The 15,062-nt window shown below is 68.9% G+C and carries 14 protein-coding genes, 1 pseudogene and 2 CRISPR repeat arrays; of the genes and pseudogenes, 5 read left to right on the top strand and 10 right to left on the bottom strand.

Translation table 11 applies throughout. The features are described 5' to 3' along the window. Nucleotides 1-74: 74 nt before the first annotated feature. The 5 genes and pseudogenes from cas7e (at nt 75) to cas2e (ending at nt 4,127) form a co-directional block, all read left to right on the top strand. Nucleotides 75-1,280: a type I-E CRISPR-associated protein Cas7/Cse4/CasC gene (gene cas7e / locus ACZ42A_RS33495; RefSeq protein WP_468531072.1), complete on the top strand. Its 1,206-nt coding sequence runs from the start codon at nt 75-77 to the stop codon at nt 1,278-1,280. Next, a complete protein-coding gene (gene cas5e, locus ACZ42A_RS33490) occupies nt 1,277-2,062 on the top strand; it encodes a type I-E CRISPR-associated protein Cas5/CasD (RefSeq protein WP_468531071.1) in 786 nt (261 codons plus the stop codon). Before cas7e ends, cas5e begins: the two co-directional genes overlap by 4 nt. Next, on the top strand, nt 2,062-2,793 hold the full coding sequence (gene cas6e / locus ACZ42A_RS33485; protein WP_468531070.1) for a type I-E CRISPR-associated protein Cas6/Cse3/CasE: 732 nt from the start codon (nt 2,062-2,064) through the stop codon (nt 2,791-2,793). The genes cas5e and cas6e overlap by 1 nt, the downstream gene beginning before the upstream one ends. Continuing rightward, nucleotides 2,790-3,768, top strand: a pseudogene (gene cas1e, locus ACZ42A_RS33480) (type I-E CRISPR-associated endonuclease Cas1e). The gene cas6e and the pseudogene cas1e overlap by 4 nt, the downstream one beginning before the upstream one ends. After that, nucleotides 3,765-4,127: a type I-E CRISPR-associated endoribonuclease Cas2e gene (gene cas2e / locus ACZ42A_RS33475; RefSeq protein WP_468531069.1), complete on the top strand. Its 363-nt coding sequence runs from the start codon at nt 3,765-3,767 to the stop codon at nt 4,125-4,127. The pseudogene cas1e and the gene cas2e overlap by 4 nt, the downstream one beginning before the upstream one ends. A 115-nt stretch (nt 4,128-4,242) precedes the next feature. Beyond that, nucleotides 4,243-6,225: a CRISPR direct-repeat array (repeat unit 29 nt; unit sequence GTGGTCCCCGCGCACGCGGGGGTGGTCCC). Between the two features lie 90 nt (nt 6,226-6,315). After that, nucleotides 6,316-6,589: direct repeats of the CRISPR family, unit length 29 nt; unit sequence GTGGTCCCCGCGCACGCGGGGGTGGTCCC. A gap of 353 nt (nt 6,590-6,942) precedes the next feature. On the opposite strand, the gene dapD is transcribed toward cas2e, so the two are convergent. The 10 genes from dapD to ACZ42A_RS33425 form a co-directional block, all read right to left on the bottom strand. After that, on the bottom strand, nt 6,943-7,932 hold the full coding sequence (dapD, locus tag ACZ42A_RS33470) for a 2,3,4,5-tetrahydropyridine-2,6-dicarboxylate N-succinyltransferase (protein ID WP_468531068.1): 990 nt from the start codon (nt 7,930-7,932) through the stop codon (nt 6,943-6,945). 149 nt (nt 7,933-8,081) lie between these two features. Further along, the gene (locus ACZ42A_RS33465; protein WP_468531067.1) at nt 8,082-8,402 is read right to left on the bottom strand and encodes a DMT family transporter; all 321 of its coding nucleotides are present in this window, start codon (nt 8,400-8,402) and stop codon (nt 8,082-8,084) included. A 93-nt stretch (nt 8,403-8,495) separates the two neighbouring features. Continuing rightward, a complete protein-coding gene (locus ACZ42A_RS33460; protein WP_468531066.1) occupies nt 8,496-8,828 on the bottom strand; it encodes a metal-sulfur cluster assembly factor in 333 nt (110 codons plus the stop codon). Beyond that, a complete protein-coding gene (gene sufU, locus ACZ42A_RS33455; protein ID WP_468531065.1) occupies nt 8,825-9,289 on the bottom strand; it encodes a Fe-S cluster assembly sulfur transfer protein SufU in 465 nt (154 codons plus the stop codon). The genes ACZ42A_RS33460 and sufU overlap by 4 nt, the downstream gene beginning before the upstream one ends. A gap of 11 nt (nt 9,290-9,300) precedes the next feature. Then, entirely contained in the window at nt 9,301-10,557 is a 1,257-nt protein-coding gene (locus ACZ42A_RS33450; RefSeq protein ID WP_468531064.1) for a cysteine desulfurase, read from the bottom strand. Further along, nucleotides 10,554-11,318 carry a Fe-S cluster assembly ATPase SufC gene (sufC, locus tag ACZ42A_RS33445; protein WP_468531063.1) on the bottom strand — a complete coding sequence of 255 codons (765 nt, stop codon included), beginning with the start codon at nt 11,316-11,318 and terminating at the stop codon, nt 10,554-10,556. The genes ACZ42A_RS33450 and sufC overlap by 4 nt, the downstream gene beginning before the upstream one ends. A gap of 7 nt (nt 11,319-11,325) precedes the next feature. Beyond that, nucleotides 11,326-11,643 (bottom strand): non-heme iron oxygenase ferredoxin subunit, encoded by a 318-nt coding sequence (locus ACZ42A_RS33440; protein ID WP_468531062.1) that lies wholly within the window; start codon nt 11,641-11,643, stop codon nt 11,326-11,328. Beyond that, on the bottom strand, nt 11,640-12,824 hold the full coding sequence (sufD, locus tag ACZ42A_RS33435; protein ID WP_468531061.1) for a Fe-S cluster assembly protein SufD: 1,185 nt from the start codon (nt 12,822-12,824) through the stop codon (nt 11,640-11,642). The genes ACZ42A_RS33440 and sufD overlap by 4 nt, the downstream gene beginning before the upstream one ends. A 61-nt stretch (nt 12,825-12,885) precedes the next feature. Continuing rightward, the gene (sufB, locus tag ACZ42A_RS33430) at nt 12,886-14,307 is read right to left on the bottom strand and encodes a Fe-S cluster assembly protein SufB (RefSeq protein ID WP_468531060.1); all 1,422 of its coding nucleotides are present in this window, start codon (nt 14,305-14,307) and stop codon (nt 12,886-12,888) included. Then, nucleotides 14,304-15,047 (bottom strand): helix-turn-helix transcriptional regulator, encoded by a 744-nt coding sequence (locus ACZ42A_RS33425; RefSeq protein ID WP_468531059.1) that lies wholly within the window; start codon nt 15,045-15,047, stop codon nt 14,304-14,306. The genes sufB and ACZ42A_RS33425 overlap by 4 nt, the downstream gene beginning before the upstream one ends. Between the last annotated feature and the right edge of the window lie 15 nt (nt 15,048-15,062).

The following is a 15,062-nucleotide window of genomic DNA, read 5'->3' as shown; positions in this document are numbered from 1 at the left end:
TTCTTACTGCTGTTCACTGACGCCTGCCCGCCCTCCGTACAAGTGAATGCATCGCCGAGAAGAACGGAAGCACAGTGACCCGGACCATCTTCGACGTCCATATCCTCCAGGTCGTCCCGCCGAGCAACCTGAACCGCGATGACACAGGAACGCCGAAATCGGCATATTACGGTGGGGTCCGCCGGGCGCGCGTCTCAAGCCAGGCATGGAAGCGTGCTACTCGGCAGGCATTCAATGAACTCCTCGCTCCCGAAGAACTCGGCGTCCGCACAAAGAAGATCGCCGAGGCCCTTGCCGAGCGCATCATCGCTAGGAACGACTCGCTGCGGCCGGTTGCCATCCAGCTGGCCACGGAGACGCTGAGAGCAGCAACAGGAACGAAGATCGAAGCCCCGAAGCGTAGGGCGAAGGACGATGCAGAGACGTCCGCCGCGCCCGTGTCCTCGTACTTGATGTTCCTCAGCAGGCTACAGCTGGACGCTCTCGCCGATGTCGCAATCGAAGGCAGCGGACCCGGCGGGGATCTCAAGACGCTCCAGGACCACCTCAAGAACAAAGAGAACAAGGCCCGGGCTCGGCAGGCGGTGGACTCTCGGCACTCAGTGGACATCGCGCTCTTCGGGCGCATGGTCGCCGACTCCGCCAACCTGAATGTGGAGGCCGCTACACAGGTGGCGCACGCCATCAGCGTGCACAAGTCGGACATCGAGTCCGACTACTACACCGCGGTCGACGACCTCAGCTCCGACGGCGAGTCTGGCGCCGGCATGATCGGCACCATCGACTTCAACTCCGCGACTCTCTACCGCTACGCCGCCGTGGACGTCGACGAGTTGCAGCGCAACCTCGGACTCGGGCTGCGGGAGAACGAAGCACCGAGCGCCCCGGTCGAAAAGGCGGTCACCGCGTTCCTGGAAGCCTTCATCACCTCCCTCCCAACCGGTAAGATCAACACCTTTGGCAACCACACTCTGCCCTCCGCCGTGATCGTGAAGCTCCGCGACCGCCGACCGGTGAGTTTCGTCGGCGCCTTCGAGGAACCGGTGCCGCAGGGGCCGGGCGGCGGATATCTACGGGAAAGCTGCCGCCGACTTGCCGCGTATGTGCCCGACTTGGAAAAGCAGTACGGACTCGAATCGCGCGACCGGAGCTGGGTCTTCCGCGTCGGCAAGGAGACGGAAGAACTCGCCCTTCTCGGTCAGCAGGTCTCGCTGGACGTTCTGCTACGGGATGTGCGCGCGTCAGTAGCTCAGCGGTTGGCGCCCGGAGAAGACGCATGACTGTGCTGCTGTTGCGGCTCGCCGGCCCCATGCAGTCCTGGGGCTCGGCCGCCCGCTTCGCCCGCCGCAGCACCGAAAACGCGCCCACCAAGAGCGGTGTGCTCGGTCTGCTTGCGGCTGCCGAAGGCCGCCCCCGGAACGCAGACCTTTCCGACCTGGCCGCGCTGCGGTTCGGAGTACGAATCGACCAGCCCGGCTCCCGTCTGCGGGACTTCCACACCGCGCACCACGCCGACACCGGCAAGGCTATGCCCCTGTCTGAGCGGTTCTACCTCGCCGATGCGGTCTTCGTCGCCGGAGTCGAAGGGGAGACGGCACTGCTGCAACGCCTGTACGAGGCGTTGCGTGCGCCGCGCTTCCTGCCCTACCTCGGACGGCGCTCCTGCCCTCCATCAGGGCCCCTCGACATGGGCCCGCCACTACCGGAGGCCCGTCTGGAAGAGGCCCTACGCGACGCCCCCTGGCAGGCATCCACCTGGTACCAGCGCCGTAGCCACCGTGCCACGGACAGCGGCCAGGGACCGGTCGGTCCCCCTCCTCTGGACCTGCTGATCGACTGCCCACCGGGCGAAGTCCCGCATCTGTCTCTACGGGACACCCCAGTGAGCTTCGACCCACGACACCGGCAATTCGGGCTGCGGGGCGTTATCACCGGCCACGTCGACTGGCCTGCACGCGCGCCCAGGAGCGCTGCCGCACAGCACGACCCGACTGCCTCGCTCCGTGCCCTGACCTCGCCACCGGGCGTCAGCACGACAGACCACCTTCCGAGGACCATCTGATGTACCTGACCCGCTTCCGAATCAACACCGCGCGGTCCGGCGCGAGTCGACTGCTCGGATCACCGCACCTCATGCACGGCGCCGTGAACATGGCCTTCCCCGACCCACCACCTCGCGACGGGACCGAGCCACGCGTTCTGTGGCGAGTAGACGCAGCCACTGCCGGACGCGCCGATCTGTTCATCGTCAGCCCGGATCGCCCGGACCTGACTCACTTGGTCGAACAGGCGGGCTGGCCCGGCCTGGACCAGCCTGGATGGACTACTTTCGCCTACGGCGAGTTCCTCGACAGCCTGACAGCAGGCAGCACTTGGGGCTTCCGGCTCACCGCCAACCCGGTGCACCACATCCACAGGCCAGTTGACCCCAAAGGGACGCCGACGAAGCGGGCGGCACACGTCACCCCCCGCCACCAAATCGGCTGGTTGCTCAAACGGCAGGAACGCGCCGGCTTCGAAGTGGTGCGTACCCCCGCATCACGCCGATTGACCGATCACGGCCACGATCACGAAGTGATCGTGCACAATCGGATGCCTCTGGAATTCGTGAAGAGGGATAGGGATACGGTGAACTCCTCCCGTCACCAAGTCCGCTTCACCCGGGTCACCTTCGACGGCCGACTGCGCGTAACCGATGTCGACGCCTTCCGCCGCACACTTACCCACGGCCTTGGCAAAGCGAAGGCATACGGATGCGGCCTCATGACCCTCGCCCCCGTGAGGACATCATGAGCACCATCAGCCGTCGCAGCGCCTCTTCTCCCCGCGAACTCACTCGGGTCGGCGACCGAGTCTCCTTCATCTACCTGGAACGCTGCACGGTCCATCGCGAGGACAACGCGATCACTGCCTCGGACGCGGACGGCGTCACTCACATCCCCTCCGCCACCATCGGAACACTCCTCTTGGGCCCCGGCACCCGCGTGACCCACCAAGCCATGTCCGTGCTGGGGGAATGCGGGGCCAGGCGTGGTCTGGGTCGGCGAGCACGGCGTGCGCTTCTACGCGGGCGGCCGGGCCCTCACCCGCTCCTCTCGCCTCATTGAAGCGCAGGCCACAGCCTGGGCGAACCGCCGCACCCGCCTCGACGTCGCACGGGCCATGTACCAGCTACGGTTCCCCGAGGACGACCCCTCCACCCGCACCCGGCAGCAACTGCTCAACATGGAGGGTCGCCGGGTCAAGGAGTGCTACCGACGCGAATCAGCCCGCACCGGCGTCCCCTGGCGGCGACGCGAGTACCACCACGGCGACTTCTCCGCCGGCGACCCCGCAAACCAGGCCGTCACCGCTGCCGCCCAGTGTATGTACGGAGTGGCCCATGCCGTGGTGGCAGCTCTCGGCTGCGCACCAGGGCTGGGCTTCGTGCACTCCGGGCACGAACGCTCCTTCGTCCTCGACATCGCCGATCTCTACAAGACGGAGATCGGCATCCCGGCAGCCTTCGACGCAGTCGCCGAGGGCGAAGAAGACGTTGCAGTCCGCACCCGCCGCGCCCTCCGAGACCGTATCAACACGACCAGCCTGCTCGACCGCTGCGTACGAGACATCAAAGACCTGCTACTCGGACATGACGACCACGAGGGGGCAGACGAAACGAGAGACCAGGTGACCCTGCAATCGGACGGCGGCCTGCTCGTCGAAAGCGGCCGCAACTACGACCACTCAACAAACAGGGATCACTCCCAGGAGGAGCCCATCTGGTGACCGTCATCGTCCTCGCCAACTGCCCTTCGGGACTACGCGGATTTCTCACCCGCTGGCTCCTGGAAATCTCCCCCGGCGTCTTCCTGGGCGCTCCAACCGCCCGAGTACGTGACATCCTGTGGGAGGAAGTCCGCCAGTACCGCGGCAAGGGCCGAGCCTTGCTCGCTTACCAGACCAACAACGAACAGGGCTTCGCATTCGCCACCCATGAACACGCGTGGCAACCCACCGACCACGAGGGCCTCGTACTCCTGCATCGCCCATCCGCGCAGTCACCGGCGGCCGACACCAACTCTCCCAGCCCGCCGCGCCAAGGCTGGAGCAAGGCAGCCAAGAGACGACGCTTTGGAAGCCAGTGAAGGGCATCCCATCCGCTGTCCTCCGGCGTTCAATAAACCAATGGACAGAATGTCCGTTTACCCAGAAGCAGTCGAAATCCGCTCGCTGGCTCTATAAATGCCCAGGTCACCACCTGTGGTCCCCGCGCACGCGGGGGTGGTCCCTGGGCCGTCACGGCCGCCTTCCAGCCCACCACGTGGTCCCCGCGCACGCGGGGGTGGTCCCAAGATCGCGGGCGCGTTCGGCGCCCCGAAGCTGTGGTCCCCGCGCACGCGGGGGTGGTCCCGAGCCGCGCAGCTTCTCCTGCAGGTTGAACTCGTGGTCCCCGCGCACGCGGGGGTGGTCCCCTGCCCGTTGTCGCCGTCAGCCTCGGGCCAGGGTGGTCCCCGCGCACGCGGGGGTGGTCCCTATGACAACCCCTCCACCGAAGACACCGTGCAGTGGTCCCCGCGCACGCGGGGGTGGTCCCTCGACGAGAAGTCGGCCGGCGAGCGCCGGACCGTGGTCCCCGCGCACGCGGGGGTGGTCCCGGCGACGGCCGCCGCTGGAACTCTGGTTCCAGGTGGTCCCCGCGCACGCGGGGGTGGTCCCCGGCGTCCCGCACTCTCCCACAGCTCGGCCCGGTGGTCCCCGCGCACGCGGGGGTGGTCCCGCCTCCCAGGTGTCGGTGATGGGGCCGACGTCGTGGTCCCCGCGCACGCGGGGGTGGTCCCGGTGCGTCGGTCGGCGCGCACCCGAGCGGTCCGTGGTCCCCGCGCACGCGGGGGTGGTCCCCCGTGCCGCCGCCCGGCGCCTGAGCCAACCGCGTGGTCCCCGCGCACGCGGGGGTGGTCCCTGCACCTTCGTCACCCGCGTGAGCGAGGTGCTGTGGTCCCCGCGCACGCGGGGGTGGTCCCCGAGTCGTACGTGCCGGTCCGGTACGGACAATGTGGTCCCCGCGCACGCGGGGGTGGTCCCCTGTTCGCCTCCCAGTACCACCTCGTCCTCGGGTGGTCCCCGCGCACGCGGGGGTGGTCCCCCTCCGTGACGGCTCGGGGAGTTGGCCACCCGGTGGTCCCCGCGCACGCGGGGGTGGTCCCGGGGTGACCTGCACCCGGTACGCCGACCGCGAGTGGTCCCCGCGCACGCGGGGGTGGTCCCGACAGCTACCGGGCCGCCTACTACGGGTCGGTGTGGTCCCCGCGCACGCGGGGGTGGTCCCAGCAAGTTCTTCTCGGCATTCTCGGAGGCGCTGTGGTCCCCGCGCACGCGGGGGTGGTCCCGTGGCGCCGTCGAGCCGGGCCAAGTCGTCGACGTGGTCCCCGCGCACGCGGGGGTGGTCCCGACGTCAAATGGGTGCCGCCGTCCGCCGCCTAGTGGTCCCCGCGCACGCGGGGGTGGTCCCATCTCCGCGTCAATGGACAGGGACTCCGCCGTGTGGTCCCCGCGCACGCGGGGGTGGTCCCCCATGGCACTCCTTCGAAGGAGTCGTCAAGCTCGTGGTCCCCGCGCACGCGGGGGTGGTCCCTGATGGGCTACGAGTTGCGCCGCTGGTTCGAAGTGGTCCCCGCGCACGCGGGGGTGGTCCCTCCTTCGGGTCACCGCCGAAGTTCAGCGCATGGTGGTCCCCGCGCACGCGGGGGTGGTCCCAGGGCGCCGCCGTCGGCGTACCCGACCCGTAGGTGGTCCCCGCGCACGCGGGGGTGGTCCCTCGCGCTTCGGTGCCGGGGGGTTGTCGCGGTCGTGGTCCCCGCGCACGCGGGGGTGGTCCCGCGAACCCGACCTGGCCGGCCGGCTGCCCGACGGTGGTCCCCGCGCACGCGGGGGTGGTCCCGGGCCGAGGTGCCGTTCTTCCCCACCGTTTACGTGGTCCCCGCGCACGCGGGGGTGGTCCCCGGCACGCCAAGGCGTCCAAGGACGCCGAGATGTGGTCCCCGCGCACGCGGGGGTGGTCCCGCCTATCAGGCGTCCATCACCCAGGATGCCGAGTGGTCCCCGCGCACGCGGGGATGGTCCCGGCATCGCGGGCTGAGCCATGGCAGCACGCACGTGGTCCCCGCGCACGCGGGGGTGGTCCCCGGTAGCCTTTGTCCGTACCCATGACGGCGAAGTGGTCCCCGCGCACGCGGGGGTGGTCCCCCGGACCCCAGGGCCCGCAAGGCGAACCCGGGGTGGTCCCCGCGCGCGGGGGTGGTCCCGAGCGGGCGTCGATCCGATTGATCTCCTCTTCGTGGTCCCCGCGCACGCGGGGGTGGTCCCGCCGCGCCCTTGCCGGTCGAGTCGATGGCGTCGTGGTCCCCGCGCACGCAGGGGTGGTCCCTCCCGCGCCGACGTGGACACACCCACGGCCATGTGGTCCCCGCGCACGCGGGGGTGGTCCCCTGTCCGGCCTGCACGGTTTCCCGCTGTGGGCGTGGTCCCCGCGGACGCGGGGGTGGTCCCGAGATCGCTCCGGACCAGATGGTGCGGGGGATGTGGTCCCCGCGCACGCGGGGGTGGTCCCTGGTCCACCCTTCCGGACGTCCTTGGCCAAGGCCTTGGTGTGTTCCCCGCCCACGCGGGGTGGTCCCCACGCCCGTTGCCACGAACCGGAGCCGAGTGTGTGGTCCCCGCGCGCGGGGATGGTCGGGCGCTGCTCAACGGGCTCGAGGGCAGCATGCTGTTAGCAGCGTCGGCCCGCGTGGCCGTCCTCTCAATCGAACTCCCAATGCGATGCTCACGCACGAGCGCCCTCCCGGGCCTTCTTCGGGCCATGGAAGGGCGCTCAGCCATGACCAACGTCGACACTTGCCGACAGCTCAGCAGCAGATCAGTACGTTGGTCGATGAGGCGGCCGCAGATCACGACCGCCCATGATCAGTTGTGGCTGTGCAGGATCTCGTTCAGCCCGCCCCACTCCGCATTGTTGGGCCGGGCCTCGACCGTGCCCGTCACCGAGTTGCGGCGGAAGAGGATGTTGGACGCGCCGGAGAGTTCGCGGGCCTTGACGATCTGGCCGTCGGGGAGGGTGACGCGGGTGCCGGCGGTGAGGTAGAGGCCGGCCTCGACGACGCAGTCGTCGCCGAGGGCGATGCCGATGCCGGCCTCGGCGCCGATGAGGGAGCGCTCGCCGATGGCGACCCGCTCCTTGCCGCCGCCGGACAGGGTGCCCATGGTGGACGCGCCGCCGCCGATGTCGGAGCCGTCACCAACGACGACGCCCTGGGAGATGCGGCCCTCGACCATGGAGGTGCCGAGGGTGCCGGCGTTGAAGTTGACGAAGCCCTCGTGCATGACCGTGGTGCCCGAGGCGAGGTGGGCGCCCAGGCGGACACGGTCCGCGTCGGCGATGCGGACGCCCGCCGGGGCGACGTAGTCCGTCATGCGCGGGAACTTGTCCACGCCGAAGACGGACAGGTGCTGGCCGCGCGCCCGGGCGGCGAGGCGGACCGTCTCCAGGGTGTCCACGGCGACCGGGCCCAGCGACGTCCAGGCGACGTTGGCGAGGAGGCCGAAGATGCCGTCGAGGTTCGGCTCGTTCGGCTTGACCAGGCGGTGCGAGAGCAGGTGCAGCCGCAGGTAGGCGTCGTGGGTGTCGAGCGGCTTGTCGTCCAGGGACGAGATGACCGTGCGGACCGCCACGATTTCCACGCCGCGCACCTCGTCCTTGCCGAGGGCCGCGACTCCGTGCTCGCCGAGCAGCTCGGCGGTGCGGTCGGCGTCCAGGCGCTCGGTGCCGGCCGGGCCGGGCTCGGCGGTCAGCTCGGGCGCGGGGAACCAGGTGTCGAGAACGGTGCCGTCGGCGGCGATCGTGGCGAGGCCGGCGGCCACGGCGCCGGTGGTGCGGGGAGCAGTCGTGTCGGTCATGAGGGAAACCTAACGCGGCCCCGCCCACCCAAGCGAACCGGCCCGGCCCTCGTCTCACGTGCCGGGCGATCACCTCGGGTGTGTCTCAGGGCCGCTCGCTCAGGGTGTCTCAGTCACGGGGCCTCCGGGGGGCCCAGGGGTTCACGCCCTCAGTGCGCCCCTCCCATGTTCAGCACCACGACCCCCACGATGATCAGCGCGATCCCCGCCGCCTTGGCGATCGTCATCCCCTCGCCCAGGAAGACGATCCCGATCGTGGCGATCGCCGCCGTGCCCACCCCCGACCAGATCGCGTACGCCGTGCCCACCGACACCGTCTTCAGCGTCTGCGCCAGCAGGCCGAAGGACACCACATATCCCAGCAGCGTCAGCAGTGAAGGCCACAGCCTGCTGAAACCGTCGCTGTACTTCATGGCGGTCGTCGCCGCGACCTCGGCGGCGATGGCTCCGGCGAGCAGCAGGTATCCCATGCGGTGAGCCTAGCCAGGGCCGGACGCAGCACAGTGGCCCCCGGCCGGTTTTCCCGGCGGGGGGCCACTGTGACCGTCGTAGAGGCGGCGGCCTCAGACGTTGAACCCGAGCGCCCGCAGCTGCTCGCGGCCGTCGTCGGTGATCTTGTCCGGGCCCCACGGCGGCATCCAGACCCAGTTGATGCGCAGCTCGCTGACCAGGCCGTCCGTGGCGGACTTGGCCTGGTCCTCGATGACGTCGGTCAGCGGGCAGGCCGCCGACGTGAGGGTCATGTCGACCGTGGCCACGTTCGAGTCGTCGATGTGGATGCCGTAGATCAGGCCGAGGTTGACGACGTCGATGCCCAGCTCGGGGTCGACGACGTCCATCAGGGCCTCACGGAGCTCTTCCTCCGAGGCCGGCTTCATCTCCGCGATCTCGCTCATGCCGTCTTCCTTTCGGCCTCGGCGCCCAGCGCCTGGGCCGTCGCGTCCTTCCACGCCATCCAGCTCAGGAGGGCGCACTTGACCCGGGCCGGGTACTTGGAGACACCGGCGAACGCGACCGCGTCCTCCAGCACCTCCTCCATCGCGTCGTCGGGCTCGATCTTGCCCTTGGACTGCATCAGCTCCAGGAAGGTTTCCTGGATCTTCCGCGCCTCGGCCAGCTCCTTGCCGACGAGGAGTTCGTTCAGTACGGAGGCGGAGGCCTGGCTGATCGAGCAGCCCTGGCCCTCGTAGGAGACGTCGCTGATCGTCGTGCCGTCGTACTTCACGCGCAGCGTGATCTCGTCGCCGCACGTCGGGTTGACGTGGTGCACCTCGGCGTCGCCATCCCTCAGACCACGCCCGTGGGGGTTCTTGTAGTGGTCCAGGATGACTTCCTGGTACATCGAATCCAGCTTCACCGATCAGCCTCTCAGCCGAAGAAGTTCCGTACGTGCTCCAGGCCGTCCACCAGAGCGTCGATCTCGGCCGGCGTGGAGTACAGATAGAACGACGCTCGCGTGGTCGCAGGAATTCCGTACCGGAGGCAGACCGGGCGGGCGCAGTGATGACCGACACGCACCGCGATGCCCTGCTCGTCGAGGACCTGGCCCACGTCGTGCGGGTGGATGTCACCGAGCGTGAAGGAGATCGCGGCGCCGCGGTCCTCGGCCGTGGTCGGGCCGATGATCCGCAGGTCGGGGACCTCCGCCAGACGCTTCACCGCGTACTCGGTGAGCGCGTGCTCGTGGGCGAGGATCTTGTCCATGCCGATCGAGTTGAGGTAGTCGATCGCCGCGCCCAGGCCCACCGCCTGCGCGATCGGCGGGGTGCCCGCCTCGAACTTGTGCGGTGCCGGGGCGTAGGTCGAGGAGTGCATGGACACCGTCTCGATCATCTCACCGCCGCCCAGGAACGGGGGCAGGTCCTCCAGGAGTTCCTGGCGGCCCCACAGCACGCCGATGCCCGTCGGGCCGCACATCTTGTGGCCGGTGAAGGCCACGAAGTCGGCCTGGAGGGCCTGCACGTCGACCGGCATGTGCGGCGCGGCCTGCGAGGCGTCGACGCAGACCAGCGCGCCGACCTCCTGGGCGCGCCGGACTATCGCCTCGACGGGGTTGACCGTGCCCAGGATGTTGGACACCAGCACGAAGGAGACGATCTTCGTCTTCTCCGTGATGATCTCGTCGATGTTGGACAGGTCGAGGCGGCCGTCGTCCGTCAGGCCGAACCACTTCAGCTTCGCGCCCGTGCGCTGCGCCAGCAGCTGCCACGGCACGATGTTGGAGTGGTGCTCCATCTCCGTGATGACGATCTCGGTGTCCGAGTCCACCCGGTAGGGCTCGTCGGCCCAGCCCAGCATGTTCGCCACGAGGTTCAGCGACTCCGAGGCGTTCTTGGTGAAGATCACCTCGTCCCGCGAAGGCGCGTTGATGAACTCCGCGACCTTGTCGCGCGCGCCCTCGTACAGCGCCGTGGCCTCCTCGGCGAGCACATGCACACCGCGGTGGACATTGGCGTTGTAGCGCTCGTAGTACTCGCTCAGGGCGTCCAGCACCTGGCGCGGCTTCTGCGAGGTCGCCGCGTTGTCCAGGTACACGAGCTTCTTGCCGTCGTGGATCACGCGGTCCAGGACGGGGAAGTCCTTGCGGATCGCCTCGGTGTCGAGGAGGCCCGGCAGCTGTGTCACGCGGATGCGCCACCCTTCGTGTATGCCTCGTAGCCCTCGTTCTCCAGCTTGTCGGCGAGCTCGGCGCCGCCGGACTCGACGATGCGGCCGGCGGAGAACACGTGGACGAAGTCGGGCTTGATGTAGCGCAGGATGCGCGTGTAGTGCGTGATCAGCAGGGTGCCGACCTCGCCGGTCTCGCGGACGCGGTTCACACCCTCGGACACGATGCGGAGAGCGTCGACGTCCAGGCCCGAGTCGGTCTCGTCCAGGATCGCGACCTTCGGCTTCAGCAGCTCCAGCTGAAGGATCTCGTGGCGCTTCTTCTCACCGCCCGAGAAGCCCTCGTTGACGTTGCGCTCGGCGAAGGACGGGTCCATGTTGAGGCGCTCCATGGCCTCCTTGACCTCCTTCACCCAGGTGCGCAGCTTCGGGGCCTCGCCGCGGATGGCGGTGGCGGACGTCCGCAGGAAGTTCGACACGGAGACACCCGGGACCTCGACCGGGTACTGCATCGCCAGGAACAGGCCCGCGCGGGCGCGCTCGTCGACGGACATCTCCAGGACGTCCTCGCCGTCGAGGGTGACGGTGCCGCCGGTGATCGTGTACTTCGGGTGACCCGCGAGGGAGTAGGCGAGGGTCGACTTGCCCGAGCCGTTGGGGCCCATGATGGCGTGCGTCTCGCCCTGCTTCACGGTGAGGTCGACGCCCTTGAGGATCTCCTTCGTGGCGTTGTCGGCCTCGACGGTGACGTGCAGGTCTCGGATTTCAAGCGTTGCCATGGGTGCCTCAGGACTCCTGGGTGAGGGAGACGAGCACGTCGTCCCCTTCGATCTTTACGGGGTATACGGGGACGGGGCGCGTCGCGGGAAGGCCGGACGGCTTGCCGGTGCGGAGGTCGAACGCGGAGCCGTGCAGCCAGCACTCGATCTGGCAGTCCTCCACCTCGCCCTCGGAGAGCGAGACGTTCGCGTGGGAGCAGATGTCGTAGATCGCGAACACCTCCCCCTCGGTACGGACGACCGAGACCGGCGTGCCGTCGAGTTCCACCCGCTTCGGGGTGTCCTCCTCCAGCTCGCTCAGCCCACAGGCGCGTACGAACGTCATGCGACCGACGCCTCCAGCTCCTCTTCGATCTTCGCGATCAGACGCTCCTCGATGTCCGCGACGCCGATCTGCTGGACCAGCTCGGCGAAGAAGCCGCGGACGACGAGGCGGCGCGCCTCGTGCTCCGGGATACCGCGGGCCATCAGGTAGAAGAGCTGCTCGTCGTCGAACCGGCCGGTGGCCGAGGCGTGCCCCGCGCCGACGATCTCGCCGGTCTCGATCTCCAGGTTCGGCACCGAGTCGACCCGCGCGCCGTCCGTCAGGACGAGGTTGCGGTTCATCTCGTAGGTGTCCGTGCCCTCGGCCTTGGCCTCGATCAGCACGTCGCCGATCCACACCGCGTGGGCGTCGTCGCCCTGGAGCGCGCCCTTGTAGACGACGTTCGACTTGCAGTGCGGCACGTTGTGGGTGACCAGCAGACGGTGCTCCTGGTGCTGGCCGGCGTCGGTGAAGTACAGGCCGAACAGCTCGGCCTCGCCGCCGGGGCCCGCGTAGGTGACGCGCGGGTGCAGGCGTACGACGTCGCCGCCGAAGGTGACGACGACCGACTTGAAGGAGGCGTCGCGGCCGACCAGCGCGTTGTGCTGACCGACGTGCACGGCCTTGGCGTCCCAGTCCTGGACGGAGACGACGGTCAGCTTGGCGCCGTCGCCCAGCAGGTAGTCGACGTTGGCGGCGAGCACGGCGTCACCGGTGTGGTCGATGACGACGACGGCCTCGGCGAAGGCGCCCAGCTCGATGACCTGGTGGCCGAAGGCCACGCCGCCCTCGCCGTGCACGGCGATGCGGATCGGCTCGGTGAGGACGGTCTCCTTCGGCACGGTCACGACCGAGGCCTTCTCGAAGGCCGAGTACGCCTGGGCGGCGACGCGGTCCACCGGGGTGCCCGCCTTGCCGAGCCGCGCGTCGTCGCGGCCGACGGTCTCGACGACGACGCCCTCGGGGGCCTCGACGGTGACCTTCACGCCCTCGCCGTCGGCGACGGCGGTGCCGTCGTGCAGCCCGCGCAGGCGCTCCAGCGGGGTGAACCGCCACTCCTCCTCACGGCCGTGCGGGACCGGGAAGTCCGCGACGTCGAAGGACGGGGGCGCGCTCATGCGCGAGACGACGGTGGACTCGGCGGCCACCGCGATCGAGCCGGCGGTGGTGGAGCCCACCGGGATGTTCTGAGCCTCAGCCATGGCTGTCGTAATGCTCGCTTTCCGTTACGTAAGGGGCCTGATGGGAATCGCGGGCCGGTGGTTAGCCGACCGCGCCTTCCATCTGCAGCTCGATCAGCCGGTTGAGCTCGAGGGCGTACTCCATGGGCAGCTCCTTGGCGATCGGCTCGACGAAGCCGCGCACGATCATGGCCATCGCCTCGTCCTCGGAGAGACCGCGGCTCATCAGGTAGAAGAGCTGGTCCTCGGAGACCTTGGAGACGGTCGCCTCGTGGCCCATGGACACGTCGTCCTCGCGGACGTCGACGTACGGGTAGGTGTCCGAGCGGGAGATCGTGTCGACCAGCAGCGCGTCGCAGAGCACGTTGGACTTGGAGCCCGGGGCGCCCTCGCCGATCTCGATCAGACCGCGGTAGGAGGTACGGCCACCGCCGCGCGCCACCGACTTGGAGACGATGTTCGACGAGGTGTTCGGGGCCATGTGGACCATCTTGGCGCCCGCGTCCTGGTGCTGGCCCTCGCCGGCGAAGGCGATGGACAGGGTCTCGCCCTTGGCGTGCTCGCCCATCAGGTAGACGGCCGGGTACTTCATCGTCACCTTGGAGCCGATGTTGCCGTCGATCCACTCCATGGTCGCGCCCTCGTAGGCGACGGCGCGCTTGGTGACCAGGTTGTAGACGTTGTTCGACCAGTTCTGGATGGTCGTGTAGCGGCAGCGGGCGTTCTTCTTGACGATGATCTCGACGACCGCGGAGTGCAGCGAGTCCGACTTGTAGATCGGGGCGGTGCAGCCCTCGACGTAGTGCACGTAGGCACCCTCGTCGACGATGATCAGGGTCCGCTCGAACTGGCCCATGTTCTCCGTGTTGATACGGAAGTAGGCCTGGAGCGGGATCTCCACGTGGACGCCCGGCGGCACGTAGATGAAGGAGCCACCCGACCACACGGCGGTGTTCAGCGCGGCGAACTTGTTGTCACCGGCCGGGATGACGGTCCCGAAGTACTCCTTGAAGAGCTCCGGGTGCTCCTTCAGCGCGGTGTCGGTGTCGAGGAAGATGACGCCCTGCTCCTCCAGGTCCTCGCGGATCTGGTGGTAGACGACCTCCGACTCGTACTGGGCCGCGACACCGGCCACGAGGCGCTGCTTCTCCGCCTCGGGGATGCCGAGCTTGTCGTACGTGTTCTTGATGTCCTCGGGCAGGTCCTCCCAGGACTCCGCCTGCTTCTCCGTGGAGCGCACGAAGTACTTGATGTTGTCGAAGTCGATGCCCGACAGGTCCGAGCCCCAGTTCGGCATGGGCTTCTTCTCGAAGAGCTTCAGACCCTTGAGGCGCAGCTTGGTCATCCACTCCGGCTCGGACTTCTTGTCCGAGATGTCGCGGACGACAGCCTCGCTCAGGCCGCGCTTCGCTGCGGCACCGGCCTCGTCGGAGTCGGCCCAGCCGTATTCGTACTTGCCCAGACCCTCGAGCTCAGGGTGGGCAGTCTCCGTGGGGAGAGTCATGCGGGGTTCCTCCCGGCCGTGCTTGCAGGTGCGTTCTGAGTGGTTTTGGAAGTCTTCGGGATAAACGTCGTGCAGACACCGTCGCCGTGGGCGATCGTGGCCAGCCGCTGTACGTGAGTACCGAGCAGCTCGGCGAAAAATTCCGTCTCGGCCTCGCAGAGCTGCGGAAACTGCTCGGCTACGTGAGCGACCGGACAGTGGTGCTGGCACAGCTGCTCGCCGGTGGGCGCGCTGCGCGCGGTAGCAGCGTACCCGTCCGCGCTCAAGGCCTTGGCCAGTGCTTCGGTCCGCTGCTCGGGGCCGGCCTGCTCGACCGCCTTCCGGTAGGCGGCGGACTGGGCGGCGAACCGGGCGCGGGCGAAGGCGGCGACCGCCTCGCTGCCGCCCTCCCGCTCGGCGATCCAGCGCAGGGCGTCCATGGCCAGCGTGTCATACGACTGGTCGAAGGCGTCCCGGCCGCAGTCCGTCAGCGCGAACACCTTGGCGGGTCGCCCTCGGGTACGGGCGCCGTACACCCGCCGCTCGCGGGCCTCCACGACGCCGTCGGCGACCAGCGCGTCCAGGTGCCGGCGGACGGCGGCCTGGGTGAGGCCCAGCCGGCCGGCGAGTTCGGCGACGGTCGACTGACCGTGGTCCAGGATCGACCGCGCGACCCGGTTGCGCGTCGAGCGCTCCCCGGTCGCGAGCTCCTCCTGCGGGGCCCCCGTGGGGGTCTCCCGAGCCGTGCCGACGTTTTTCACAACGCCATTGTTGCG

The organism is Streptomyces sp. NPDC030838 (assembly GCF_055572035.1).
The sequence above is the reverse complement of the archived record's forward strand: the minus strand, read 5'-3'. Positions and strand labels throughout refer to the sequence as shown.